We start from the raw sequence: 25,228 nt of genomic DNA, 5'->3' as shown, positions 1-25,228 counted from the left end.
CCGCCGCCCGGGGCCGTGAGCCGCGGGTCCGCCCGTTGTCAGTGGCCCGGTGCACGATGGAGGACATGGCAGGCCCAGCACTCGACGGTTTCTCCCCCGCCACCCGCGGATGGTTCGCGGGTGCCTTCACCGCGCCCACGGCCGCGCAGGAGGGCGCCTGGCAAGCGATCGGCGAGGGCTCGGACGTGCTGGTCGTGGCCCCCACCGGCTCGGGCAAGACCCTGGCCGCGTTCCTCGCCGCACTCGACCGGCTGGCCAGCGCGCCCCCGCCGGCCGAGGCCCGGAAGCGCTGCCGGGTGCTGTACATCTCGCCGCTCAAGGCCCTGGCGGTGGACGTCGAGCGCAACCTCCGCAGCCCGCTCACCGGCATCCGGCAGGAGTCCGTGCGGCTCGGGCTGCCCGAGCCGGAGATCCGGGTGGGCGTCCGCTCCGGCGACACCCCGGCCGCGGAGCGCCGCGCGCTGGTCAGCCGCCCACCGGACATCCTCATCACCACCCCCGAGTCGCTGTTCCTGATGCTCACCTCCTCCGCGCGGGAGGCGCTGCGCGGCGTGGAGACGGTGATCCTGGACGAGGTGCACGCCGTCGCCGGGACCAAGCGCGGCGCGCATCTCGCGCTCTCCCTGGAGCGGCTCGACGAGCTGCTGGCCCGCCCGGCCCGGCGGATCGGCCTCTCGGCGACCGTGCGGCCGGTGGACGAGGTGGCGCGCTTTCTGTCGCCGCGGCGCAGGGTGGAGATCGTCCAGCCGCCCTCGGGCAAGGAGTTCGACCTGTCGGTGGTGGTCCCGGTCGAGGACCTGGGCGAGCTGGGCGGCTCCCCCGCGCGGGACGATGACCACGACACCAGCGAGAAGCCGTCGATCTGGCCCCATGTGGAGGAGCGGATCGCCGATCTGGTGCAGGCCCACCGCTCGACGATCGTCTTCGCCAACTCCCGCCGCCTCGCCGAGCGGCTGTGCAACCGGCTCAACGAGATCGCGTACGAGCGGGCCACCGGGGAGGCTCTGCCCGAGGACCACTCACCGGCCGAGCTGATGGCCGAGTCGGGGGCGGCCAAGGGGGCACCCGCGCTGCTGGCCCGCGCGCACCACGGCTCGGTGTCCAAAGAGCAGCGGGCGCTGGTGGAGGAGGACCTCAAGGCGGGCCGGCTGCCCGCCGTGGTGGCCACCTCCAGCCTGGAGCTGGGCATCGACATGGGCGCGGTGGACCTCGTCGTCCAGGTCGAGTCGCCGCCCTCGGTGGCCTCCGGGCTGCAGCGCGTGGGCCGCGCCGGCCACCAGGTGGGCGCGGTCTCCACCGGTGTGGTCTTCCCGAAGTACCGCGGCGACCTGGTGCAGGCGGCGGTGGTCACCGAGCGGATGCGCGAGGGGGCCATCGAGTCGCTGCGCGTGCCCACCAATCCACTGGACGTGCTGGCCCAGCAGCTCGTCGCCATGACGGCCGTGGACACCTGGGACGTGGACGAGCTGCTTGCCCTGGTCCGCCGCGCCGCCCCCTTCGCCGCGCTCCCCGAGTCCGCCTTCACCTCGGTCCTCGACATGCTCGCGGGCCGCTATCCGTCCGACGCCTTCGCGGAGCTGCGGCCGCGCCTGGTGTGGGACCGCGTGGCGGGCACGGTCACCGGCCGCCCGGGAGCGCAGCGGCTGGCCGTCACCTCCGGCGGCACGATCCCCGACCGCGGCCTGTTCGGGGTCTTCCTGGCGGGCTCCGACCCCAAAAAGGGCGGGGGCAGGGTCGGCGAGCTCGACGAGGAGATGGTCTACGAGTCGCGGGTGGGCGATGTGTTCACCCTCGGCACCACCTCGTGGCGGATCGAGGACATCACCCGCGACCGGGTCGTGGTCACCCCCGCCCCCGGCGTCCCCGGTCGTCTCCCGTTCTGGAAGGGCGACCAACTGGGCCGCCCGCTGGAGCTGGGCCGCGCGCTGGGCGCGTTCCTCCGGGAGATCGGCGGGCTGACCGCCGAGGCGGCCCGGGCGCGGCTGCTGGCCGCCGGGCTCGACGCCTGGGCCGCGGACAACGTCCTGGAGTATCTGGACGAGCAGCGTCGCGCCTGCGGCCATGTGCCGGACGACCGCACGATCGTCGTGGAGCGCTTCCGGGACGAGCTGGGCGACTGGCGCGTCGTCATCCACTCCCCCTTCGGCGCGCAGGTCCACGCCCCCTGGGCGCTGGCGCTGGGAGCGCGCCTGTCCGAGCGGTTCGGGCTGGACGCGCAGGCGATGCACGCGGACGACGGCATCGTGCTGCGCCTGCCCGACGCGGATCTGATGGGCCTGGATCTGCTGGACGCCGACCCGATGGCCCAGGGCAGGGAGTACGACTTCGAGCAGTCGCCCGTCGGAGCGGCCGATGTCGCCTTCGACAAGGACGAGGTCGGCCAGATCGTCACCGACCAGGTCGGCGGCTCGGCGCTGTTCGCCTCCCGGTTCCGCGAGTGCGCCGCCCGCGCCCTGCTGCTGCCCCGCCGCAACCCCGGCAAGCGCACCCCGCTGTGGCAGCAGCGCCAGCGGGCCGCGCAGCTCCTACAGGTGGCGAGCGAGTTCGGTTCGTTCCCGATCGTGCTCGAAGCAGTCCGCGAATGCCTGCAGGACGTGTTCGACGTCCCCGGCCTCACCGAGCTGATGGGCGACCTCGAGGCCCGCCGGGTCCGGCTGGTGGAGGTGACCACCCCGGAACCGTCCCCGTTCGCCCGCTCGCTGCTCTTCGGCTATGTGGCGCAGTTCCTGTACGAGGGCGACTCCCCGCTTGCCGAGCGCCGGGCCGCCGCGCTCTCCCTCGACTCCCGGCTGCTGGCCGAGCTCCTGGGCCAGGCCGAGCTGCGCGAGCTGCTGGACGCCGACGTCCTGGCCGATCTGGAGCGCGAGCTGCAGTGGCTCACGGACGACCGCCGGGTCAAGGACGCCGAGGGCGTCGCCGACCTGCTGCGCCTCCTCGGGCCGCTGACCGACGCCGAGCTGGCCGAGCGCGGCGCCGATCCCCGGTGGGCGCCGGATCTGTCGGGCACCCGCCGGGCCATCCGCGTCCGTATCGCCGGGCAGGACCACTGGGCGGCCGTCGAGGACGCGGGACGGTTGCGGGACGCGCTGGGCACGGCGCTGCCGGTCGGGGTCCCTGAGGCGTTCACCGAGCCGGTCAAGGACCCCCTCGGCGATCTCCTGGCGCGCTTCGCCCGCACCCACGGCCCGTTCACCTCCGCCCAGGCGGCCGCCCGCTTCGGTCTGGGCACCGCCATCACCGACGGGGCGCTGCACGGTCTCGCGGCGAGCGGCCGCATCGTCCAGGGCGAGTTCGCGCCCGCCGGGGTCAGCCAGGAGTGGTGCGACGCCACCGTGCTGCGCCGGCTGCGCCGCCGCTCCCTGGCCGCGCTGCGCCATGAGCTGGAGCCGGTCCCGCCGGCCGCGCTCGCCGCCTTCCTCCCCCGGTGGCAGCACCTGGGCACCCACAGCCTGCGCGGGATCGACGGCCTGGTGCGCGCCGTCGAGCAGCTCCAGGGCGCCCCGGTCCCCGCCTCCGCCCTGGAGAAGCTGGTCCTGCCCTCCCGGGTCGGTGACTACACCCCCACCATGCTCGACGAGCTCACCGCGAGCGGCGAGGTCGTGTGGGCGGGGGCGGGCGCGCTGCCCGGCAAGGACGGCTGGGTCACCCTTCACCTCGCCGAGGCCGCCCCCCTGCTGCTGCACCCACCGCACCCCCTGGAGATCGGCCCCCTCCACCAGGCCGTGCTGGACGCGCTGGACGGAGGCTACGGCCTGTTCTTCCGCCAGATCGCCGAGCAGGTCCGGACCGCCGGACACGACGTCCAGGACCCTCAACTCGCCGAGGTCGTCTGGGACCTGGCCTGGTCCGGCCGGCTCACCGGCGACACCCTCGCCCCGCTGCGCGCTCTGATGGGTTCGGGCCGCACGGCCGGCTCCACCGCCCACCGGGCCAGGCGCGCGGTCCCCCGAGGCCGCTACGGGAGCCTGACCGCCCGCCCCACCGCCTCTCGGAACGGGCCGCCCACGGTGGCGGGCCGCTGGTCCCTGCTGCCCGAGCGCGATTCCGAGCCCACCCACCGCGCCCACGCTCTGGCCCGCACCCTCCTCGACCGCCACGGCGTGGTGACCCGCGGCGCGGTCGCCGCCGAAGGCGTCGAGGGCGGGTTCTCCGCCGCCTATCGCGTGCTGTCCGCCTTCGAGGACAGCGGCCAGGCCCGCCGCGGCTATGTGGTCGAAGGGCTCGGCGCCGCCCAGTTCGCCATGGACGGTGCCGTCGACCGGCTCCGCGCGGTCAGCACGGCCCGTGACACCGGCGACCCCGCCCGCCGCGCCGTCATCCTCGCCGCGGCCGACCCCGCCAACGCGTACGGGGCGGCTCTCCCCTGGCCCGATCCGCCCGCGGACGCGACCCACCGACCGGGCCGAAAGGCGGGCTCTTTGGTCATCCTCGTCGACGGAGAGCTGAGCCTCTACATGGAGCGCGGCGGCAAGACGCTGCTCGCCTGGCACGACGACGCCCGGCTCGACGCGGCGGTCGGGGCGCTCGCCCAAGCCGCGCGGGCGGGCTCACTGGGCACGGTGACCGTGGAGCGGGTCAACGGGACGGCCGCGCTGTCCTCCCCGACGGGCCGCGCCCTGGAGGCCGCGGGCTTCCACCCCACCCCCCGCGGCCTGCGTTTGCGCCCCTGACCAGCGGGCCGCTCACCGGAGGGGAACCGAGCCCGAAAGGAAGGATCCATGCCCGAAGGAGACACCGTCTGGCGGACGGCCAGGCGTCTGCACCAGGCTCTGGCGGGCCGGCCGCTCACCGGCTGCGATCTGCGCGTCCCTCGGCTGGCCACGGTCGACCTCGCCGGGCGCCAGGTGACGGACGTCACCGCGCGCGGGAAGCATCTCCTCACCCGTCTGGAGGGCGGCCTGACCCTCCACTCCCATCTGCGGATGGACGGCGCCTGGCAGCTGTACGACCCCGGCGAGCGGTGGCGCGGCGGCCCGCTCCACCAGGTCCGCGCCGTCCTCAGCACCGCCGAGCGCACGGCCGTCGGCTACCGCCTCCCCGTCCTCGAACTGCTCCGCACCCCGGATGAGGACCAGGCCGTCGGACACCTCGGCCCCGATCTGCTCGGCCCCGACTGGGACCCGCACGAGGCCCTGCGCCGCCTCCTCGCCGACCCTTCCCGCCCCCTCGGCGAGGCGCTGCTCGACCAGCGCAACCTCGCGGGGATCGGCAATGTGTACAAGTCGGAGCTGTGTTTCCTGCTGCGCGTCTCCCCCTGGCTCCCCACCGGCCAAATGCCGTCCCTGGAGCGCCTGGTGGCCCTCGCCAAAAGGCTCCTGGAGGCAAACAAGACCCGCCTCGCGCGCGTCACCACGGCCGAGTCGCGCGCCGACCGCCGACTGTGGGTCTACGGCCGGGCGGGCAAGCCCTGTCTGCGCTGTGGCACGCCCGTGCGCATGGAGCAGGGCCGCGCCGTCCAGGAGCGCAGCACGTACTGGTGCCCGGCCTGCCAGCCGGGCCCGACCATCGACGACTGACCGGCCAACCGACTGATTGACGGCCCGTCAGATCCGGTCGTACGGTCACGCCATGACCCTCACCGCGTACGACCTCACCGGCCGCACCGCACTGATCACCGGCGCGGCCGGCGGAATCGGCCGGGCCAGCGCCGCCCTGCTCGCCGAGGCCGGCGCGACCGTCCACTGCGCGGACCTGGACGGCAAGGGCGCGCAACGGACAGCCGACCGCATCACCGAATCCGGGGGCAGCGCCCACGCCCACACCCTCGACGTCGCCAACCGCGCGCAGATCGCCGCCGCGGTGGCCGCCGTACGCGCCGGCGGCCGCCTCGACATCATGGCCAACATCGCCGGGATCATGCACAGCAGCAGCGTCCTGGAGACGGCCGACGCCGACCTCGACCGCGTCCTGGCCGTCAACTTCAAAGGGGTGCTGTACGGCTGCCAGGAGGCCGCCCGCGCCATGATCGAGCAGGGCACCGGCGGCACCATCGTCACGATGGCCTCCGGCGCCATCGACACCGGCGCGCCCGGCCTGCTCTGCTACGGCGTCGCGAAGGCCGCCGTCGTCCAGCTCACCAAGACCCTCGCCACCGAGGTGGGCCGCCACGGCATCCGCGTCAACGCCGTCGCCCCCGGGTGGATCCGCACACCCATGACCGCCCGCCACAGCGACGAGGAGCAGCGCCTCGCGGAAGAGCCGATGGTGCGGCGCACCCCGCTGGGGCGGGTGGGCGAGCCGGCGGATGTCGCGCACGCCGTGCTCCACCTGGCGTCCGACGCCTCATCCTTCATGACCGGCCAGATCCTGCGCCCGAACGGCGGCGTCGCCATGCCCTGGTGACCCCGGCCGCGGCCGCGGCCAGAGCCGACGCACCGACCGCCCCCGTGAAGGACCGCAGTGCACTGGCAGCAGACTCAGCCCCCAGCCGCCCGCCGTGAACGCCTCCTCGACCGGCCCGGTCTGCTCCGGCGCCGCGGCCAACCGCAGCACCGCCCACCACCACACCCCGCCGAGGGCGAACGCGACCGCCCACCGGACCGGTCCGCGACGCTGGTTGTCGGCCCCTCCCACGGCTGCCATCGACTGCCTCCTTCGGCCGACGCTAGACGCCCGCTCACTTTCAGCGGGAGGGCGCACGGGAGGCTTGCGGGCGCGCGTCAGACGTCCCGCGCCCCTCAGTCTGCCCAGCCTCACCGACCCCCGCACCCAGAACCGGGGGCCACCGCCGCCCCGGGCGACCGGGCTAGCGGCCGTTGGCGTTCTCCGCCTGGAACATCCAGTGGTGCTTCTCCAGATCACGCGTGAGCCCGATGAGGATGTCCTGCGTCACCGGGTCGGGGTCGGCCGTAGCCGCAATGCGGTCCCGCATGCGGGTGATCACGGACCCCAGGCCGGCCACCAGGGCCCGCACGGCATCCCCGTCCTCGATCCAGCCGCTCTTGGCCGTCTCGATGCCACTGGTCGCAGCCACAGTGGCGGCACGGCCATCCGGGGGTACCCCGAGCGCCGAGGCCCGCTCCGCCACGGTGTCGGCGTGCGTCCTGGCGGTGGCGACAACCTCGTCCAGCTGCAGATGGACCGAACGGAAACGCGGGCCGACGATGGTCCAGTGGACCTGCTTGCCCACGAGCGCCAGGTCGACGAGGTCGACGAGGGCCCCCTGCAGCGCGTCACTGACGACCTTGAGGTTCTCCTCCGAGAGCGGGCTCTTCACCACAGACATCCATCTCCTCCTTTTCGACCTATTGACTGTTTTTTGAATACCTTTTGAACGATTTGAGGCTTTTGATCCCTCCCTCCACCTTCCCATAGAGTCACCCGTGCGCGACCGGGCAAACGTCGAGCCCCGGTCGGTGTACTACCGACCGGGGCTCGAAAGCTCTCCGCTGTCAGGGGGCGACGCGCCAGGCCACCACGGCGGTCAGGCCGCGACCACGTCCACAGCCTCCGCAGGCGCCTTGATGGTCACCCGCTCCTCCGGGACACCCGTCACGGACGTCACGGAAACCGAATTGAGCATCGACCGCATCGGCGCGGGCACCTTCTCGCTCGCCGCCGTCGACTCGGCCAGCTCCGCAAGCGACAATTCGTCGCTCACCTCTCGCATGACCTGGGACATCCTGACGTCCAGTGCGTCGCAGATCGCGGACAGCAGTTCGGAGGACGCCTCCTTCTGGCCGCGCTCCACCTCTGAGAGATAGCCGAGGGACACCCGGGCGGAGGAGGACACCTCGCGCAGGGTACGGCCCTGGCGCTGGCGCTGCCGGCGCAGCACGTCACCCAGCAGGCGACGGAGCAGAATCATCGCTGGCTCCCTCCTCGGACCTCGGATCCGGATCCTTCACGCCCCACCGTACCGCCTCTTGCTGCGCCCGTGCGGGGAGCGATGTCGTGTTCACTCAGGGCTGCAAACATCAAATCCCCCCGTGTTGTTCCGTATCCTGTGCCCTCGCGGTCGCGATCAATTCCCTCAACAGCAGCTTGACCGCCGCCTCCACGCTCTGTCCACGAATTCCGGCGCGGTCTCCGGCCAACCGCAACGCCGCCCCGGCGGCCGCCCCCGACGGCCCCGTCACGGCCACATGGACCGTGCCCACGGGCTGTCCGTCCTGCGGTGTGGGACCGGCCACACCCGTGGTCGCCACACCCCAGTCCGCGCCCAGCGCCCGCCGCACGCCCCCCGCCATCTGCCGGGCGACCTCCGCGTCCACCGCCCCGCGGGCGTCGAGCAGGGCCCCGTCCACGCCCAGCAGATCCCGCTTGAGATCGGTGGCGTACGCGGTCACCGAGCCGCGGAAGGTGCGGGACGCGCCCGGCACGGCGGTCAGCTCGGCGGCCAGCAGCCCGCCGGTCAGCGACTCGGCGACGGCAAGGGTCTCCCCACGCCCTTCCAGCAGCCCCAGCGCTTCGGCCGCCGCTCCCCCGTTTCCCCCGGTCATCCCACGGACTCCCGCTCCGCGGCCCGACCGACCCGGCGCAGCACGATCGCCTGCCGGACGTAGTCGATGCCGGTGAGCACGGTGAGGGCCACGGCCAGGGCCATCACCCAGAACCGCAGGGTGGCCAGCGGCCCGGTGAGCGCCAGGATGTACATGCCCACCGCGACGCCCTGCGCGAGCGTCTTCATCTTCCCGCCCCGGCTGGCCGGGATCACCCCGTGCTTGATCACCCAGAAGCGCATCAGCGTGATCCCGATCTCACGGAAGAGGATCACTCCGGTGACCCACCACGGGAGGTCGGACAAGGCAGACAGACAGATCAGCGCGGCGCCCATGATCGCCTTGTCGGCGATCGGGTCAGCGATCTTGCCGAAGTTGGTGACCAGGTTGTACCGGCGCGCAAGATGCCCGTCGAAGAGGTCGGTGATCATGGCGATGGCGAACGCGGCCCAGGCGAAGGAGCGCCAGGCTGGGTCGTACCCGCCGTTGTGCAGCATCAACAACACGAACCCAGGGACCAGAAGCAGCCGGACCATGGTGAGGATGTTGGCGATGTTCCACAGTCCGGCGGGCCGGGCGGCCGCGGCCGGGCGGTGGTGGCCCCCCGCGGCGGAGGCCGGGACTCCGCTCATCTGCCCGCCTCCTCGGAACACGCGCCGCCCGCCGGCGACTCGTCCTGCTCCAGCACCTCGGCGACCAGGTCAACGCCCTCCGTCGCCACCACCTTCGCCGTGACCAGCCGCCCCACGGCGGGCGCCGGGCCGGCCCCGAGCACGGTCAGCAGGGTCTGACCGTCGGTCTCGGGCGCCTGATGAGCGGCGCGCCCCACCGGGGATCCCGCGTCCTCGTCGGCGTCGTCGGTGTCGTCAGTCGTATCGGTGACGTACGCGTCGCCGGTTTCCTCGACCAGCACCTCGACCACCTCGCCCAGCCGCTCCTCGGCCCGCTGCGCGGTGAGCTCCTCGGCCAGCCGCGAGATGTGCGCCAGCCGCTCGGCGACCTCGTCCGGGTCGACCTTGTCCTCGTAGGTCGCTGCCTCGGTGCCGTCCTCGTCCGAGTACCCGAAGACGCCGATGGCGTCCAGCCGGGCCTCGCCGAGGAACCGCTCCAGCTCGGCCAGGTCGTCCTCCGTCTCGCCGGGGAAGCCGACGATGAAATTGGACCGGACACCCGCCTGCGGCGCCTTGGCCCGGATCCGGTCGAGCAGCTCCAGGAAGCGGTCGGTGTCCCCGAAGCGGCGCATGGCCCGCAGCACCGAGGGGGCGGAGTGCTGGAACGACAGATCGAAGTACGGCGCGACCTTCTCGGTCGAGGTCAGCACGTCGATCAGTCCGGGCCGCATCTCGGCGGGCTGCAGATAGCTGACCCGGATCCGCTCGATGCCGTCCACCGCGGCCAGCTCGGGCAGCAGCGTCTCCAGCAGCCGGATGTCGCCGAGGTCCTTGCCGTAGGAGGTGTTGTTCTCGGAGACCAGCATGATCTCCTTCACGCCCTGTTCGGCCAGCCAGCGTGTCTCGCCGAGCACATCGGAGGGTCTGCGTGAGATGAAGGATCCGCGGAAGGACGGGATGGCGCAGAAGGAGCACCGCCGGTCGCAGCCGGAGGCCAGCTTGACGGAGGCCACCGGGCTGCTGACCAGTCTGCGGCGCAGCGGGGCCCGGGGCCCGGAGGCCGGGGCCACGCCCGCGGGCAGGTCCTCGGGCGCGGGCGCGGCCTCGGCCTGCGCATGGCCCGGCAGGGCGACCTCGGCGGCCTGCTGCCGCTCGGCCGGGCTGATGGGCAGCAGCTTGCGCCGGTCGCGCGGCGTGTGCGCGGCGTGGATCCCGCCGGACAGGATGGTCCGCAGCCGGTCCGAGATATGAGCGTAGTCGTCGAAGCCGAGCACCCCGTCGGCCTCGGGCAGCGCCTCCGCCAGCTCCTTTCCGTACCGCTCGGCCATGCAGCCGACGGCGACCACGGCCTGGGTGCGGCCGTGGTCCTTCAGGTCGTTGGCCTCCAGCAGGGCGTCGACCGAGTCCTTCTTGGCCGCCTCGACGAATCCACAGGTGTTGACGACGGCGACATCCGCCTCGGCGGCTTCCTCGACGAGCTCCCAGCCGTCCGCCGCCAAGCGGCCTGCGAGCTCCTCCGAGTCCACCTCGTTACGGGCGCAGCCAAGAGTGACAAGGGCGACGGTGCGGGGTTCGGGCATGGGCTCAGACTACTTCGTCGCGCCGACACCTCCCGCTGCCAGGGCTCCGTCCGGCTGCCGGCTCAGCCCGCCTCGGGATCTCCCTTGGTGTAGCTCAGCCGCTGGACCTGCCCGTTGGCCGCCAGGTCCTTGACCTCCTTGCCGTTCACGAAGAGCTTGATGGCCTGGGCGTTGCCGAGCACCAGGTCGATCCGCTTGCTGTCGCTGAAGGTCTTGGAGTCGCCCTGGCGCAGCAGCCCCTCGTGGATCAGCCGTCCGTTGTGATCCTGGGCGGAGATCCAGCTCTGTCCGCCCTCCGCGGTCAGTCTGACCGTGACCTTGTCCGCCGGGACACCCGCGATGGCGCTCTCGGTGCCGTCGGTGGGTTCCGGCTTCTGGTCGGTCGGCTTGGTGGGGGTCGGCTTGGTGGTGTGCTTGGTGGGGGTCGGCTTGGCCGTCGTGGTCTCCTCGGCGACCGTGGAGCCGCCGTCCTCGTTTCCGCCGCTGAAGAGTGTGAAGCCGACGAATCCGACGACCGCGACGATCGCCGCGACCATGGCGGCCGTCCAGTTGGGGCGGCGGGGCTCGGGGCGGATCCGCTCGGCCTCGAACACCGGCGCCGCCAGGGTCGGCACGGGGCGGCCTCCGTGCTCGGCGTCGTACTGGGCGACCAGGGCGTCCGGATCGAGGCCGACAGCGCGGGCGAGCACACGGATGTGCCCCCGGGCGTAGACGTCGCCGCCGCATCGCGCGTAGTCGTCCTGCTCGATGCCTTGCACTAGGGGAACGCGCACCCGTGTGGTGGTACTGACCTCGTCGACGGTCAGCCCCGCGGCGATGCGGGCCTGCTGGAGGGCACGACCGACGGAAGGCCGGTCGTCTTCGGGGGAGTTGCCAGGGGAGTTGCCGATGGACACGGGGGCGCCTTTCGAGCGTGTAGCCACCTGCTGGAGGTTCAGTCTAGGGGTGGGGCGAAAGGGTCGGGCAAGCGGGAGGACGGAGTTTGTCCGCCATCAGGATTGCCGTATGAACGCGATCGTGGGACATCCCTCCGCCACCTCCCTCAACTTGACGTATCGGCAGGGGAAACGGTTGCCCGCCGATTCCTTAAGGGTGAGCCTCCCCGCGGATCACCGCGAGCACGCCATCCAATTCATCCGGTTTGACCAGTACATCGCGCGCCTTGGAACCCTCGCTCGGCCCGACGATCCCCCGCGACTCCATGAGGTCCATCAGCCGCCCCGCCTTGGCGAAGCCGACCCGCAGCTTGCGCTGCAGCATCGATGTCGACCCGAACTGTGTGGAAACGACCAGCTCAGCGGCCTGGCACAGCAGATCCAGGTCATCGCCGATGTCCTCGTCGATCTCCTTCTTCTTCGCCGTCCCGACGGTGACGTCGTCGCGGAAGACGGGCGCCATCTGTGCCTTGCAGTGCTCGACGACGGCGGCGACCTCCTCCTCCGTGACGAAGGCGCCCTGCATCCGGACCGGCTTGCTCGCTCCCATCGGCAGGAACAGGCTGTCGCCCTTGCCGATCAGCTTCTCGGCGCCGGCCTGGTCCAGGATCACCCGGCTGTCGGCCAGCGAGGAGGTGGCGAAGGCGAGCCGTGAGGGCACGTTCGCCTTGATCAGGCCGGTGACGACGTCCACGGACGGCCGCTGGGTGGCCAGCACCAGATGGATGCCCGCCGCGCGGGCCAGCTGGGTGATACGGACGATCGAGTCCTCGACGTCCCGGGGCGCGACCATCATCAGGTCGGCGAGCTCGTCGACGATGACCAGCAGATACGGGTAGGGCTTGAGCTCGCGCTCGCTCCCCTCCGGCTGCTTCACCTTGCCGGCGCGGACCGCCGCGTTGAAGTCGTCCACATGCCGGAAGCCGAACGCCGCGAGGTCGTCGTAGCGCAGGTCCATCTCCCGTACGACCCACTGCAGGGCCTCGGCGGCACGCTTGGGGTTGGTGATGATCGGCGTGATGAGATGCGGGATGCCCTCGTACGCGGTCAGCTCCACGCGCTTGGGGTCGACCAGCACCATCCGCACATCGTCCGGGGTGGCGCGGGCCATGACCGAGGTGATCAGGCAGTTGATGCAGGACGACTTTCCGGAGCCGGTGGCGCCGGCCACGAGCACGTGGGGCATGGTCGCCAGGTTGTGCGAGACATAGCCGCCCTCGACATCCTTGCCGAGCGCGACGATCATCGGGTGGTCGTCGCCGACGGCGTCGGCCGAGCGCAGCACGTCCCCCAGCCGGACCATCTCGCGGTCGCTGTTGGGGATCTCGATGCCCACGGCGGACTTGCCGGGGATCGGGCTGATGATGCGCACATCGGGGCTGGCGACGGCGTAGGCGATGTTCTTGGCCAGCGCCGTGATCCGCTCGACCTTCACTGCCGGGCCCAGCTCCACCTCGTAGCGGGTGACCGTCGGGCCGCGGGTGAAGCCGGTGACGGACGCGTCCACCTTGAACTCGGAGAAGACGTTGGACAGCGAGGCGACGACGGCGTCGTTGGCCGGGCTGCGGCTCTTCCCGGGTCCCCCGCGGTCCAGCAGTTCGAGCGAGGGCAGGGCATAGGTGATGTCGCCGGAGAGCTGCAGCTGCTCGGCACGCGGCGGCAGCGGCTCGGAGTGCTCGGGCGCGGGCCGGGTCAGGTCGGGGACGGCGGCCGACCGCTCCTCCTCATCGGCGCCCTCCGGCCGACCGGGCCGCTTCCGCTTGCCCGCCGTGGCGCCCGTCCCGCCGCTCTGCTCGGCGTCGCGCGCCCCCGGCACCGCGCCGGTGTCGGACCCGGGACCCGGGTCGGTGGCGATCCCGCTGCTGAGCCCGGCGACCAGCGGTGAGGGCTGGACGCCGTGCAACACCGCCCCGTCCAGGGCCGCGGCCGCGGCGGCCGCCACGTCCACGGCGTCCATCGGGCGGTCGAGCGGCGGCTGCGCGGACGGCGCGCGGCGCGGACGCCGGCGCTTGCGCAGCGCCTCCTCCTCGGCCCGCTCCGGGTCGCTCTCGCCCTGTCGGCCCCCCTTGTCCAGCGAGGCACGCCGAGGCCGTCTGGCGGGCGTCTCGCGCCATTCCTCGGCGTATTCCCCGGCGCCGTACGGCTCGTGGTCGTCGTAGGCCCCGTAGCCCTCGTCGTCGGCCTGATACTCCGCGGTGCGCTCCCGGACGAGGCCGAGTCTGACGCCGAGCAGGCGCAGCCGCTGCGGGATGGCGGCCACGGGCGTCGCGGTGACGACCAGCAGCCCGAAGACGGTGAGCAGCACCAGCAGCGGTACGGCCAGCACCTCACCCATCGCGAGGATCAGCGGCCGGGACGCCGCCCACCCGACCAGGCCGCCCGCGTCCTGGATCGCCTGGGTGCCCTGGCCGCGCCCCGGCGCCCCGCAGGCGATGTGGACCTGTCCGAGGACGCCGATCACCAGCGCGGACAGGCCGATGACGATCCGTCCGTTCGCCTCCGGCTTCTCGGGGTGGAGGATCAGGCGGACCGCGATGGCGCCCAGCAGTATCGGCACGACCAGGTCGAGCCGGCCGAACGCGCCGGTGACCAGCACCTCGACCAGGTCGCCGACCGGGCCCTGCAGATTGGACCAAGTGCCGACCGCGACGATCAGGGCCAGGGCGAGCAGCAGCAGCGCGCTGCCGTCCTTGCGGTGGGCCGGGTCCAGCCCCTTCGCGCCGCGCCCTATGCCGCGGAACAGCGCCGCGACGCCGCGGGCCAGGCCCATCCAGACGGCGCGCGCCGCGCGGAACACCCCGCCGGTGGGGTTCGGCGCCGGCTTGGGCGGCGCGGCCTTGGCGGCGGCCTTCTTCGGCGCGGCCTTCTTCGCGGGCGCGGCGGACTTCTTGGCGGGCGCCTTCTTGGCAGCCGCCTTCTTCGCGGCGCCCCCGGACTGCCCGGCGCGCTTCTTCGAGGTGCCCGCCGTGCTCTGGGAACCCTTGCCGGACGTACGAGAGGCCATGAGGGCGAGATTACCCGCGTCCGCCGTACGGAGCACGCATACCGCGGTGCCAGGCGTCACTCACGTCACGCCCGTGACCACCCCGGCGGCCAAGGCGGCGACAGGGCGCGGGGTGACAGGGCATCAAGCGTACGGGGCGTCACGGCCCGGCCGCCGGGCGGAGGGTGACCGCGCGCCGCTCAGTTCTGCGAGGGCACCGCACCCGCTCCGCCGCCGACGCCGGGCTCCAGCGCGTCCAGCGCCCGCCGCAGTCCGGTCAGTTTCCGCTCCAGATGAGCGGCGGTGGCCACGGCGGCCGCGTCCGCGGACTCGTCCAACTGCTTCGACAGCGCCTCGGCCTGCTCCTCCACCGCGGCCAGCCGCGCGGACAGCTCGGCCAGCAGCCCCGCCGACTCCTTGGCGTCCTCACCGGCGGGCTGGCCGCCCTCCAACTGCAGCCGCAGCAGCGAGGCCTGCTCCCTCAGCTGGCAGTTCTTCATGTACAGGTCGACGAAGACCGAGACCTTCGCGCGCAGCACCCATGGGTCGAACGGCTTGGAGATGTAGTCGACCGCACCCGCCGCATACCCGCGGAAGGTGTGATGCGGACCATGGTTGATCGCCGTGAGAAAGATGATCGGGATGTCGCGGGTCCGCTCCCGCCGCTTGATGTGCGCGGCGGTCTCGAAACCGTCCATCCCCGGCATCTGGACGTCCAGCAGGATCACCGCGAAGTCGTCCGTCAGCAGCGCCTTGAGCGCTTCCTCCCCTGACGATGCCCGTACCAGTGTCTGATCGAGCGCGGAGAGAATGGCCTCCAGCGCCAGCAGATTCTCCGGCCGGTCATCGACCAGGAGGATCTTGGCCTTCTGAACCATGGCCCGCCCTCCTCGCCCCGGCATGGGGCCTCCCCTGCTCGAAGAGCTCGGGGAAGCGCCGGGCGCCGCCCCGGGGGACGACTCCCTTGCGCCGCCCGTCCTTGTGCCGGTCATGGTAGCCGCACCCCGCTGTTCGCCACACCCTGTCACCGCGATGTCACTGTGCACGTAGCAGAAACGCGGTAAGAGACCAGAAGGTTCCCCGAATACCGTGTTCCCACACGTGTTCGGCAACACTCAGTCAACAGCCTTGCTGCAGCCGCGTTCCCGCCGGTCACTCCGCGCCCATCCACTGTTCCATGACCGCGAGGAGATGATCCGTGTCGACGGGCTTGGTCACATAATCCGACGCGCCGGCCTGGATGCTCTTCTCCCGGTCGCCCTTCATCGCCTTCGCCGTGAGGGCGATGATCGGTAGTCCGGCGAACTGGGGCATCCGGCGGATCGCGGCCGTCGTGGCGTAACCGTCCATCTCCGGCATCATGATGTCCATCAGGACGAGCACGACGTCGTCGTGCTGCTCCAACACCTCGATGCCCTCCCGGCCGTTCTCGGCGTAGAGCACCTGCAGCCCGTGCTGCTCCAGCACGCTGGTGAGCGCGAACACATTGCGGATGTCGTCGTCGACGATCAGCACCTTCTCGCCGTTGAACCCGCCTGACGGCTCCGGCGCGACCAGGTCCTGGCCGCCCAGCAGCCAGGGCTCGGGCGCCTCCGTCCGCCGCGGGGCCGGGCGGCGGCCCGAGCGGGCCAGGGACGCCCCGCCGTCGGCCGCCTCCTGCTCGATCCGCCGACGGCTCCGGAAGCTCCCCGTGCCGCCGCGCGCCCTCCGCTGCGCCGCCGCGGCCGCCGAGGCGTCCCGCACGGCCTCCTGCGCCTCCGCGGCGCCCTCCTCGGCCGGGCCCTCGGCGCCGGTGTCCAGCACGGCCTCCAGGGCCAGCGCGTGGTCGCCGCCGGGGCCGAACTGCGGGTAGCCCTGGGGCGGCAGCTCGCTGGGGTGCAGCGGCAGGTACAGCGTGAAGGTCGAACCGCGGCCCGGCTCGCTGGCGGCGTGGATCTCACCGCCGAGCAGTCGGGCGATCTCCCGGCTGATGGACAGGCCGAGGCCGGTGCCGCCGTACTTGCGGCTGGTGGTGCCGTCCGCCTGCTTGAACGCCTCGAAGATCACCCGCATCTTGCTGCCCGCGATGCCGATGCCGGTGTCGGTGACCGAGAACGCGATCATCTCGGCGTCCGGGTCGCGCAGCGCGCCGTGCTCCAGGAGCTGCTCCCGGATCCCGTCGGGCACATCCGCGCCCGCGGGCCTGATGACCAGCTCCACGGCCCCGGTGTCGGTGAACTTCACCGCGTTGGACAGCAGGTTGCGCAGCACCTGAAGCAGCCGCTGCTCGTCGGTGTGCAGCGTCGCCGGGAGCTCCGGGGACACTCGTACGGAGAAGTCCAGGCCCTTCTCCGCGGTCAGCGGCCGGAACGTCGCCTCCACATAGTCGACGAGCTGGATCAGGGCGATACGGGTCGGGCTGACGTCCATCTTGCCCGCCTCGACCTTCGACAGGTCCAGGATGTCGTTGATCAGCTGCAGCAGGTCCGAGCCCGCCCCGTGGATGGTCTCGGCGAACTCCACCTGCTTGGGCGAGAGATTGCCGTCGGCGTTGTCGGCCAGCAGCTTGGCGAGGATCAGCAGGGAGTTGAGCGGGGTGCGCAGCTCGTGCGACATGTTCGCCAGGAACTCGCTCTTGTAGCGCATCGAGACCGCGAGCTGCTCGGCGCGCTCCTCCAGCACCTGCCGGGCCTCTTCGATCTCGGTGTTCTTGACCTCGATGTCACGGTTCTGCCGCTCCAGCAGGGCGGCCTTCTCCTCCAGCTCCGCGTTGGACGCCTGCAGCGCCTTCTGCCGGTTCTCCAGCTCGGCTGACCGCTCGCGCAGCTGCCCGGCGAGCTCCTGCGACTGCTTGAGCAGCACCTCCGTCCTGGTGTTGACGCTGATGGTGTTGACGCTGGTGCCGATCATCTCGGCGAGCTGGTTGAGGAAGTCCTTCTGGATCTGAGTGAAGGGCTGGAAGGAGGCCAGCTCGATCACGCCGAGGAGCTGCCCCTCGAACAGCACCGGCAGCACGATCACATTGGCGGGGGCGGCCTCGCCGAGGCCCGAGGAGATCCTCAGGTAGTTCGGCGGCACCTGCTCCATCAGGATGCTGCGCTTCTCGACCGCGACCGTGCCGATGAGCGAGTCGCCCGGGCGGAAGGTCGTCGGCATGGTGCCCTTGGAGTAGCCATAACTGCCGGTCAGCCGCAGCTCGTACGCGTCCTCGTCGCCGTCGCCGACCACCTCGGCGACGGCCTCCCCGCCCTCGTCGGTGGGCACCGCCAGGAAGAACGCGCCGTGCTGTGCGGAGACCACCGGGGTCAGCTCGCTCATGATCAGCCGGGCCACGTCCGCCAGGTCGCGCCGCCCCTGCATCAGACCGGAGATGCGGGCCAGGTTGCCCTTGAGCCAGTCCTGCTCCTTGTTGGCGAGCGTCGTCTCGCGCAGGTTGGCGATCATGGTGTTGATGTGGTCCTGGAGGACCTGGATCTCCCCCGCGGCATCCACATCGATCTTGAGGTTGAGGTCGCCGCGGGTCACCGCGGTGGCGACCTCGGCGATCGCGCGCACCTGGCGGGTCAGATTGCCCGCCATCTCGTTCACCGACTCGGTCAGGTCCTTCCAGGTGCCGGCGACGTCCCGCACCCGCGCCTGGCCGCCCAGCTGTCCCTCGGTGCCCACCTCACGGGCCACCCGGGTGACCTGGTCGGCGAACGACGACAGCTGGTCGACCATCGTGTTGATCGTCGTCTTGAGCTCGAGGATCTCGCCCCGCGCCTCGATGTCGATCTTCTTGGTCAGGTCGCCCTGGGCGATCGCCGTGGTGACCATCGCGATGTTGCGGACCTGTCCGGTCAGGTTGCTCGCCATCGAGTTGACGGACTCGGTGAGGTCCTTCCAGGTCCCGGAGACGCCGGGCACCCGAGCCTGGCCGCCGAGGATGCCGTCGGTGCCCACCTCGCGCGCGACCCGGGTGACCTCGTCCGCGAAGGACGACAGCGTCGTCACCATCGTGTTGACGGTGTCGGCGAGCGCCGCGATCTCGCCCTTGGCCTCGACCGTCACCTTCTTCGTCAGGTCCCCGTTGGCGACCGCGGCCGAGACCTGGGAGATGTTGCGCACCTGAATGGTGAGGTTGTTCGCCATCAGGTTGACGTTGTTGCTCAGGTCCTTCCAGATGCCGGTCACGCCCGGCACCCGCGCCTGGCCGCCCAGCTGGCCCTCGGTGCCCACCTCGCGGGCCACCCGGGTGACCTGCTCGGCGAACGACGACAGCTGATCGACCATCGTGTTCACGGTCGTGACCAGTTCGAGGATCTCGCCCTTGGCGTCGACCGTGATCTTCTTCGACAGATCGCCCTTGGCGACCGCGGTGGTCACCTCGGCGATGCTGCGCACCTGGGAGGTCAGGTTGTCGGCCATGCCGTTCACGGACTGGGTGAGGTCCTTCCAGGTGCCGGAGACCCCCTGCACCTCGGCCTGCCCACCCAGCTGGCCCTCCGTACCCACCTCGCGGGCGACCCTGGTGACCTCCTCCGCGAAGGAGGACAGCTGGTCGACCATCGTGTTGAGGGTGTTCTTCAGCTCCAGGATCTCGCCGCGCGCATCGACGTCGATCTTCTGCGACAAGTCACCGCGCGCGACCGCCGTGGCGACCTGCGCGATGTTGCGGACCTGAGCGGTGAGGTTGCCGGCCATGCCGTTCACCGAGTCGGTCAGATCGCGCCAGACGCCCGCGACGCCGGGCACCCTCGCCTGGCCGCCCAGCCGGCCGTCCGTGCCCACCTCGCGGGCCACTCGGGTCACCTGCTCGGCGAAGTCGGAGAGCTGATCGACCATCGTGTTGATGGTGTTCTTCAACTCGAGGATCTCGCCGCGCGCATCGACGTCGATCTTCTGCGACAGATCGCCGCGCGCGACCGCCGTGGTCACCTGGGCGATTCCGCGCACCTGCGACGTCAGGTTCCCGGCCATGGAGTTGACGGAGTCGGTCAGGTCCTTCCAAGTGCCGCTGACGCCATCCACCCGGGCCTGGCCGCCCAGCCGGCCCTCGGTGCCCACGTCCCGCGCCATCCGCGTGACCTGATCGGCAAAGGAGGACAGCTGGTCCACCATGGTGTTGACGGTGTTCTTCAGCTCCAGCATCTCGCCGGATACGTCGACCGTGACCTTCTGCGACAGATCACCGTTGGCCACCGCCGTCGTCACCTGCGCGATGTTGCGGACCTGGCCGGTGAGGTTACGGAACGCGGTGTTCACCGAATCGGCGAGATCCTTCCACGTACCCGCCGCACCCGGCACCTGCGCCTGACCGCCCAGCTCGCCCTCGACGCCGATCTCCCGCGCCACCCGCGTGACCTCGGAGCCGAAGGACTGCAGTTGGTCCACCATCGTGTTGACGGTGTTCTTCAGCTCCAGCATCTCGCCGGCCACATCGACCGTGACCTTCTGCGACAGATCGCCGTTGGCCACCGCCGTCGTCACCTGCGCGATGTCACGCACCTGCGCGGTGAGGTTACGGAACGCGGTGTTCACCGAATCGGTGAGATCCTTCCACGTACCCGCCGCACCCGGCACCTGCGCCTGACCGCCCAGCAGGCCCTCGGCCCCGACCTCGCTGGCCACCCGCGTCACCTCGTCCGCGAAGGTGCGCAGCGTCTCGGTCATCGTGTTGATCGTCTCGGCGAGCTGGGCGACCTCACCCCGCGCGCTCACCGTCACCTTCTGCGACAGATCGCCGTTGGCGACCGCCGTGGTGACCTGGGCGATCCCGCGCACCTGGGCGGTGAGGTTCCCGGCCATCAGGTTGACGGAGTCCGTGAGGTCCTTCCACACCCCCGCCACACCGGGGACCTTCGCCTGGCCGCCGAGCTCGCCCTCGGTACCCACCTCGCGGGCGACCCGCGTCACCTCCGAGGCGAAGGACGAGAGCTGGTCCACCATCGTGTTGACGGTGTTCTTCAGTTCGAGCATCTCCCCGGCCACATGAACCGTGACCTTCCGGGACAGATCACCCTTGGCCACGGCCGTGGTCACGAGAGCGATGTCACGCACCTGAGCGGTGAGCCGGGATGCCATCGTGTTGACGGACTCCGTGAGGTCCTTCCACGAACCCGACATTCCGCGCACCCGGGCCTGGCCGCCGAGTTTGCCCTCGGTGCCCACCTCGCTGGCCACCCGCGTCACCTCGTCGGTGAACGCCGACAATTGATCCACCAGGCCATTGACCGTGCGGCCCACCTTGAGGAACTCCCCGCGCAGCGGATGCGCCGAGCCGTCCGCCCCCTGCGAGCGCAGATCCATCCGCTGCTCCAGGTCGCCCTCGGAGACCGCCGACAGCACCCGGCCCACCTCGGACACGGGGCGCACGAGATCGTCCACCAGCGCATTGGAGGCATCGATGGCCGCAGCCCACGAGCCCTCGCACGCCCCCATCTCCAGCCGCTCCGTGAGTTTTCCCTCACGGCCGACCACCCGCCGCACCCGTGCCAGCTCGCCCGTGAGCTGCAGATTACGGTCGGCAACCTCGTTGAAGACCGCCGCGATCTCGGACATCACGCCCTCGCCCGAGACCGTCAGGCGCTTGCGAAAGTTCCCGTCCCGCATGGCCGTCATCGCCGTCATCAGCCGGTTCAGGGCTGCCGTGTCCACTTCAGTCGTCCCATTGCTCCGGGACCGTCCGCCTTTCGCGCGCGTGCTCGTGCCTCGCGTCGCAGCGCCAGACTCCACCGTGTCCCTCCCGCAGGGTTGACCATCCTCGTCGGGTTCTTCTTCCAGCTTGCCCAGTGTTTCACCATGGCCCAACCAGGCCATAACAGTTCGGCAGCATCGCATACCCCCGACAGCACACTCTGGGTGGAATCAACCCCCACCGGCATTCGCGGAACCGGTGGAGGTAAGTAACCTGGCATCCGGCCAGGCATCGGAGGGGCGCTGCACATGGGTGAGCAGATCGCCGAGACACGTATGAGGAGACCTGTGATCACCGCGCGGGCAGCCGCCACCTTCCAGCCGGTGGGACGCTCGGTCGCCTCCGCCCGTACCTTCGTCCGCGACACCCTCCAGGGGTGGGGCCTGACCGATATCGTCGATGACGCCGTCGTCCTGACCAGCGAGTTGGTCACCAACGCGGTCGTCCACTCCGGCACGGCCGCCGACGTGGTGTGCATCCGCGCCGACACCGGCGCACGCATCGAGGTCACCGACCGCTACCCGGAGCGCGAACTCCCGCTGCAGACCACCAGCCGCCCCATCGGCAACCCCGACCGCGAGGGCGGCCGCGGCCTGCTGCTGTGCGCCGCGCTCGCCTCACGCTGGGGCGTCGAGTACACCGCCACCCACAAGCAGGTCTGGTTCCACCTCGAATTCCCGGACCGCCTGGCCGGCACCCGCTCGGCCGGACCCGCACTGCCCGCCGAGGCCCTGCCCGTCACCGACCCCCGGGTCCGCGTCGCGGTCACCCAGATCGACCGCACCGGCCTCATCAGCGCCTGGAACGACGACGCACAGGAGCTGTTCGGCTACGCGGCGGACCAGATCATCGGCAAGCCCCTCACCGATCTCGCAGCCTGGCCGCACACCCCCGGCACCGGCACCGGAGTCGCCGAGGCCCTGCAGCTCTCCCGCTGGGAGGGCTCGTACGGCATCCGGGGCGCCGACGGCCGTGTCATCCCCGTATACGCCTCCCACCTCCGCGTCCGCGACGCCGACGGCGATCCGTCCACCGTCTGCCTGCTGGTGCGCGAGCGGGAGCGCGCGGTGCTCCAGAGCCACCAGCGCGGCCCTGGGCCCGACGCCGCCGACAGCTCCGAGCGCGGCCCGGCCGCCGACGCCTTCGAGGTATCCCTCGGCTCCCCCGCCCCCGACGACCTCGACGGGCTGCTGCAGCGCACCGTCGAACGCGCCCGGGACATGCTCGACGGCGACGCCGCCTATCTGCTGCTCGCCACCGACGACGAGACCGAACTGGAGGTCCGCGCCTCCACCGGGCTCACCTCCGCGCGCCAGCGCTTCGCCCGCGTCCCGGTCGAGGCCGGCACCGGCCGTTACGGCTCGGCCCGGATGCCCGCCGTCCACGAAGACCTGTCCATCGTGCCCGGCGCCGTCCCGCTCCTCGCCAACACCGGCCTGCGCTCGGTCGTCACCGTCCCGCTGAAGGTCGAGGGCCGGCTCACCGGCTCCCTCGGCGTCGCGTCCGAGGCCCCCGGCCGGTACAGCAACGAAGAAGCGCTGCGGCTGCAGTTCGCCGCCGACCGCATCGCCCTCGCCGTCGAACGCGCCCGCCTCACCGAACTGGAGCGGCTGCGCCGCAACTCCCTCTCCTTCCTCGTCGAGGCCTCCGACCTGCTCGCCGGCACCCTCGACCGCGACCAGACGCTCGCCCTCATGGCCCAGATGACCGTGCCCACACTGGCCAACTGGTGCGCCGTCTACACCGTGGCCGACCCCGCCTCCGACCCCGAGCTGTCCTACGTCCTGCACGAGGACGAGGAGCGCATCGACGGCCTCAAAGCCCTGCTGACGAAGATCGATCCACCCGAGCAGGTGCGCACCGGCGGCGCCCGCCTGTGGACCGCCCCCTCCCAGGCCGCCCACGCGGCGGCGCTGCGCACCTCGCTGCGCGGCCTCAGCCTCGGCGACGCCGCCCGCCCCTCCTCGGGCCCCAGCGCCTCCCTCGCCACCGCCTCGGCGGTCGGCGGGGAAACCGTGGTGCTGCCGCTGGTCGCCCGCAACCGCGTCATCGGCATGCTCACCCTCGGCAAGTCCACCGACGGGCACTTCCGCCAGGAGAACCTGGAACTCGCCGAAGACCTCTCCCGCAGGGCGGCCCTCGCGCTCGACAACGCCCGGCTGTACTCGGAACGCACCGCCATCAGCCAGTCCCTGCAGCGCAGCCTGCTGCCGCCGGAACTGCCCGACGTCTCCGGTGTGGAGGTCGAGGTCATCTACCGCGCGGCGGGCGAGGGCAACGAAGTCGGCGGCGACTTTTACGACCTCTTCCCGATCCGCGACGGCGCGTACGGCTTCGCCATCGGCGACGTCTGCGGCACCGGCCCCGAGGCCGCCGCGGTCACCGGCCTGGCCCGCCACGCACTGCGGCTGCTCGCCCGCGAGGGATTCGGCGGCCCGGCGGTGCTCGAGCGCCTCAACGCCGCCATCCTCGACGAGGGCGCCCGCAGCCGCTTCCTGACGCTCCTCTACGGCGAGCTGTGGCCGCAGGAGGACGGCAGCGCCGAACTGAAGGTCGTATGCGCGGGCCACCCGCTGCCCCTGCGGCTACGCCAGGACGGCTCTGTGGAGCCGGCGGCCGAACCCCAGCCGCTGCTCGGCGTGATGGAAGACCTCGAACTGTACGAGCAAACCGTCACCCTCGACCCGGGCGATGTCCTGCTGTGCGTCACCGACGGCGTGACCGAGCGCCGCGAGGGCGCCCGGATGCTCGGCGACGACGGCCTCATCGACGTGCTGACGACCTGCACCGGTCTGACGGCGGGCGCGGTGGCCTCCCGGGTGCTGCGCGCCGTGGAGCGGTTCGCGGCCCAGCCGCCGTCCGACGACATGGCCATCCTCGCCATGCGCGTCCCCGAGCCGCGGGACACCTGAAACGCCATCTGAAACGGCGTCTGCAACATGACGAAGGCCCCCGCCGGTTGGCGAGGGCCTGGTGTCATAAAAAAGAGAGCCCCAATACGGAATCGAACCGTAGACCTTCTCCTTACCATGGAGACGCTCTGCCGACTGAGCTATTGGGGCGCGCCGACGGAATAAATCATACCCCGAAGATCAGACTGCTCCGTACCACCGCCCCAATGGCCGCCGCTAAGCCGCCACCTGAAGCACCCCACCAAGCGCATTACAGGCAGACACCACACGCTGCAACTCGCGCCGCGTCATTGCCGCGTCGACCGGCAGAGCCAGGCACTCGTCGGCGGCCCGCTCGGTCTCCGCGAGCCACAAATCCCGCCGGAATCGCGCGGTGCGGTGAGCCGGCGTCTGTACGGGAACATGGCACACGACACCGCGGGAACGCAGCGTACGGGCGAAGGCGTCACGGTCCGGCCTGCCATTCCCCGGAACACGCACCACGTACTGCTGATAGGTGTGCTGGGCCCCGGGCGTCACGCACGGGGTGACCACGCCGCGCAACTTTCCGTTCAGATACGCCGCGTTCGCCTGCCGCCGAAGTATCTCCGCGGCCGGCTCGGGCCGCGCCCCGCATTCGAGGACAAGCAGTCCGTGCCGCCTGCCGAGTTCACCGAGACGGACCATGTCGGCCGGGTGCCCGAAGGTGTGCACCGCTATGACGGCGGCGGTGTGAGGCGTCAGCGCCTGCGCCACCGCGGCCGGGTCTAGGCAGTAGGTATTGGCGTCGATGTCCACGAACACAGGCCGGGCCCCGGCCAGCAGGACCGCTTCCGCGGCCTCGGGTGTGCCGTACGACGGCACCACCACCTCGTCACCCGGCCGTACGCCCGACCTGGTGAGCTCTTGCAACAGCTCGTCCGCAGGAGTCCCCATGGCTGGCATCCTGCCCAGGCAACATGAACACAGAGTGGCCCGCAACACAACAAAAAAGAGCTCTGCCGGGAACCAATGTTCCTGACAGAGCTCTCTGTAAAAATTGTTCGGCGGCGTCCTACTCTCCCACAGGGTCCCCCCTGCAGTACCATCGGCGCTGAAAGGCTTAGCTTCCGGGTTCGGAATGTAACCGGGC

Annotated in this window: 14 protein-coding genes, 1 tRNA gene and 1 rRNA gene; 4 read left to right on the top strand and 12 right to left on the bottom strand. The window is 71.4% G+C overall.

The genetic code is table 11. The annotated features are described in order from the left end of the window. The first annotated feature begins 65 nt into the window (after positions 1-65). From PV419_RS49680 to PV419_RS49670, 3 genes are read left to right on the top strand one after another with little or no spacing between them, the layout of a single operon-like run. On the top strand, positions 66-4,670 hold the full coding sequence (locus PV419_RS49680) for an ATP-dependent helicase (protein WP_319700609.1): 4,605 nt from the start codon (positions 66-68) through the stop codon (positions 4,668-4,670). 48 nt (positions 4,671-4,718) lie between these two features. Beyond that, the gene (locus tag PV419_RS49675) at positions 4,719-5,516 is read left to right on the top strand and encodes an Fpg/Nei family DNA glycosylase (RefSeq protein WP_319700607.1); all 798 of its coding nucleotides are present in this window, start codon (positions 4,719-4,721) and stop codon (positions 5,514-5,516) included. A 52-nt stretch (positions 5,517-5,568) separates the two neighbouring features. After that, positions 5,569-6,342 (top strand): SDR family NAD(P)-dependent oxidoreductase, encoded by a 774-nt coding sequence (locus tag PV419_RS49670; protein ID WP_319700606.1) that lies wholly within the window; start codon positions 5,569-5,571, stop codon positions 6,340-6,342. A 403-nt stretch (positions 6,343-6,745) separates the two neighbouring features. On the opposite strand, the gene PV419_RS49665 is transcribed toward PV419_RS49670, so the two are convergent. The 9 genes from PV419_RS49665 to PV419_RS49625 form a co-directional block, all read right to left on the bottom strand. Then, positions 6,746-7,225, bottom strand: a complete 480-nt coding sequence (locus tag PV419_RS49665) for a DNA starvation/stationary phase protection protein (RefSeq protein ID WP_319700604.1) — start codon at positions 7,223-7,225, stop codon at positions 6,746-6,748. Between the two features lie 198 nt (positions 7,226-7,423). Next, complete coding sequence (locus PV419_RS49660; RefSeq protein ID WP_319700603.1) at positions 7,424-7,807, bottom strand: helix-turn-helix transcriptional regulator; 384 nt, start codon at positions 7,805-7,807, stop codon at positions 7,424-7,426. A 109-nt stretch (positions 7,808-7,916) separates the two neighbouring features. Beyond that, complete coding sequence (locus tag PV419_RS49655) at positions 7,917-8,441, bottom strand: CinA family protein (protein WP_319700602.1); 525 nt, start codon at positions 8,439-8,441, stop codon at positions 7,917-7,919. Continuing rightward, positions 8,438-9,073 (bottom strand): CDP-diacylglycerol--glycerol-3-phosphate 3-phosphatidyltransferase, encoded by a 636-nt coding sequence (gene pgsA / locus PV419_RS49650; protein ID WP_319700600.1) that lies wholly within the window; start codon positions 9,071-9,073, stop codon positions 8,438-8,440. The genes PV419_RS49655 and pgsA overlap by 4 nt, the downstream gene beginning before the upstream one ends. Beyond that, positions 9,070-10,632: a 30S ribosomal protein S12 methylthiotransferase RimO gene (rimO, locus tag PV419_RS49645; RefSeq protein WP_319700598.1), complete on the bottom strand. Its 1,563-nt coding sequence runs from the start codon at positions 10,630-10,632 to the stop codon at positions 9,070-9,072. Before rimO ends, pgsA begins: the two co-directional genes overlap by 4 nt. A gap of 62 nt (positions 10,633-10,694) precedes the next feature. Further along, on the bottom strand, positions 10,695-11,528 hold the full coding sequence (locus PV419_RS49640; protein ID WP_319700596.1) for a helix-turn-helix domain-containing protein: 834 nt from the start codon (positions 11,526-11,528) through the stop codon (positions 10,695-10,697). 190 nt (positions 11,529-11,718) lie between these two features. Further along, positions 11,719-14,571 carry a DNA translocase FtsK gene (locus tag PV419_RS49635; protein WP_319700593.1) on the bottom strand — a complete coding sequence of 951 codons (2,853 nt, stop codon included), beginning with the start codon at positions 14,569-14,571 and terminating at the stop codon, positions 11,719-11,721. Between the two features lie 179 nt (positions 14,572-14,750). Then, the gene (locus PV419_RS49630; RefSeq protein WP_319700591.1) at positions 14,751-15,428 is read right to left on the bottom strand and encodes a two-component system response regulator; all 678 of its coding nucleotides are present in this window, start codon (positions 15,426-15,428) and stop codon (positions 14,751-14,753) included. A gap of 274 nt (positions 15,429-15,702) precedes the next feature. Beyond that, on the bottom strand, positions 15,703-21,243 hold the full coding sequence (locus PV419_RS49625) for a HAMP domain-containing protein (RefSeq protein WP_319700589.1): 5,541 nt from the start codon (positions 21,241-21,243) through the stop codon (positions 15,703-15,705). Positions 21,244-21,492: 249 nt separating this feature from the next. On the opposite strand from PV419_RS49625, the gene PV419_RS49620 reads away from it, so the two are divergent. Continuing rightward, on the top strand, positions 21,493-24,117 hold the full coding sequence (locus PV419_RS49620) for a SpoIIE family protein phosphatase (protein WP_319700587.1): 2,625 nt from the start codon (positions 21,493-21,495) through the stop codon (positions 24,115-24,117). A gap of 77 nt (positions 24,118-24,194) precedes the next feature. On the opposite strand, the gene PV419_RS49615 is transcribed toward PV419_RS49620, so the two are convergent. The 3 genes from PV419_RS49615 to rrf form a co-directional block, all read right to left on the bottom strand. Further along, positions 24,195-24,267, bottom strand: a tRNA-Thr gene (locus PV419_RS49615). A gap of 66 nt (positions 24,268-24,333) precedes the next feature. Next, positions 24,334-25,032: a DegT/DnrJ/EryC1/StrS family aminotransferase gene (locus PV419_RS49610; RefSeq protein WP_319700585.1), complete on the bottom strand. Its 699-nt coding sequence runs from the start codon at positions 25,030-25,032 to the stop codon at positions 24,334-24,336. Between the two features lie 105 nt (positions 25,033-25,137). Then, positions 25,138-25,228: ribosomal RNA gene (rrf, locus tag PV419_RS49605) — 5S ribosomal RNA — on the bottom strand; the annotation flags it as partial.

The organism is Streptomyces sp. ME19-01-6 (genome assembly GCF_033793745.1).
Classification (GTDB): Bacteria; Actinomycetota; Actinomycetes; order Streptomycetales; family Streptomycetaceae; genus Streptomyces.
Note: the sequence above shows the minus strand (reverse complement) of the source record. Positions and strands in the feature narration are given on the sequence as shown.

Coding starts and splice junctions, on each gene's coding strand:
- PV419_RS49680 (WP_319700609.1), top strand. CDS start 66: ATGGCAGGCCCAGCACTCGACGGTTTCTCCCCCGCCACCCGCGGATGG.
- PV419_RS49675 (WP_319700607.1), top strand. CDS start 4,719: ATGCCCGAAGGAGACACCGTCTGGCGGACGGCCAGGCGTCTGCACCAG.
- PV419_RS49670 (WP_319700606.1), top strand. CDS start 5,569: ATGACCCTCACCGCGTACGACCTCACCGGCCGCACCGCACTGATCACC.
- PV419_RS49665 (WP_319700604.1), bottom strand. CDS start 7,225: ATGTCTGTGGTGAAGAGCCCGCTCTCGGAGGAGAACCTCAAGGTCGTC.
- PV419_RS49660 (WP_319700603.1), bottom strand. CDS start 7,807: ATGATTCTGCTCCGTCGCCTGCTGGGTGACGTGCTGCGCCGGCAGCGC.
- PV419_RS49655 (WP_319700602.1), bottom strand. CDS start 8,441: ATGACCGGGGGAAACGGGGGAGCGGCGGCCGAAGCGCTGGGGCTGCTG.
- pgsA (WP_319700600.1), bottom strand. CDS start 9,073: ATGAGCGGAGTCCCGGCCTCCGCCGCGGGGGGCCACCACCGCCCGGCC.
- rimO (WP_319700598.1), bottom strand. CDS start 10,632: ATGCCCGAACCCCGCACCGTCGCCCTTGTCACTCTTGGCTGCGCCCGT.
- PV419_RS49635 (WP_319700593.1), bottom strand. CDS start 14,571: ATGGCCTCTCGTACGTCCGGCAAGGGTTCCCAGAGCACGGCGGGCACC.
- PV419_RS49630 (WP_319700591.1), bottom strand. CDS start 15,428: ATGGTTCAGAAGGCCAAGATCCTCCTGGTCGATGACCGGCCGGAGAAT.
- PV419_RS49610 (WP_319700585.1), bottom strand. CDS start 25,032: ATGGGGACTCCTGCGGACGAGCTGTTGCAAGAGCTCACCAGGTCGGGC.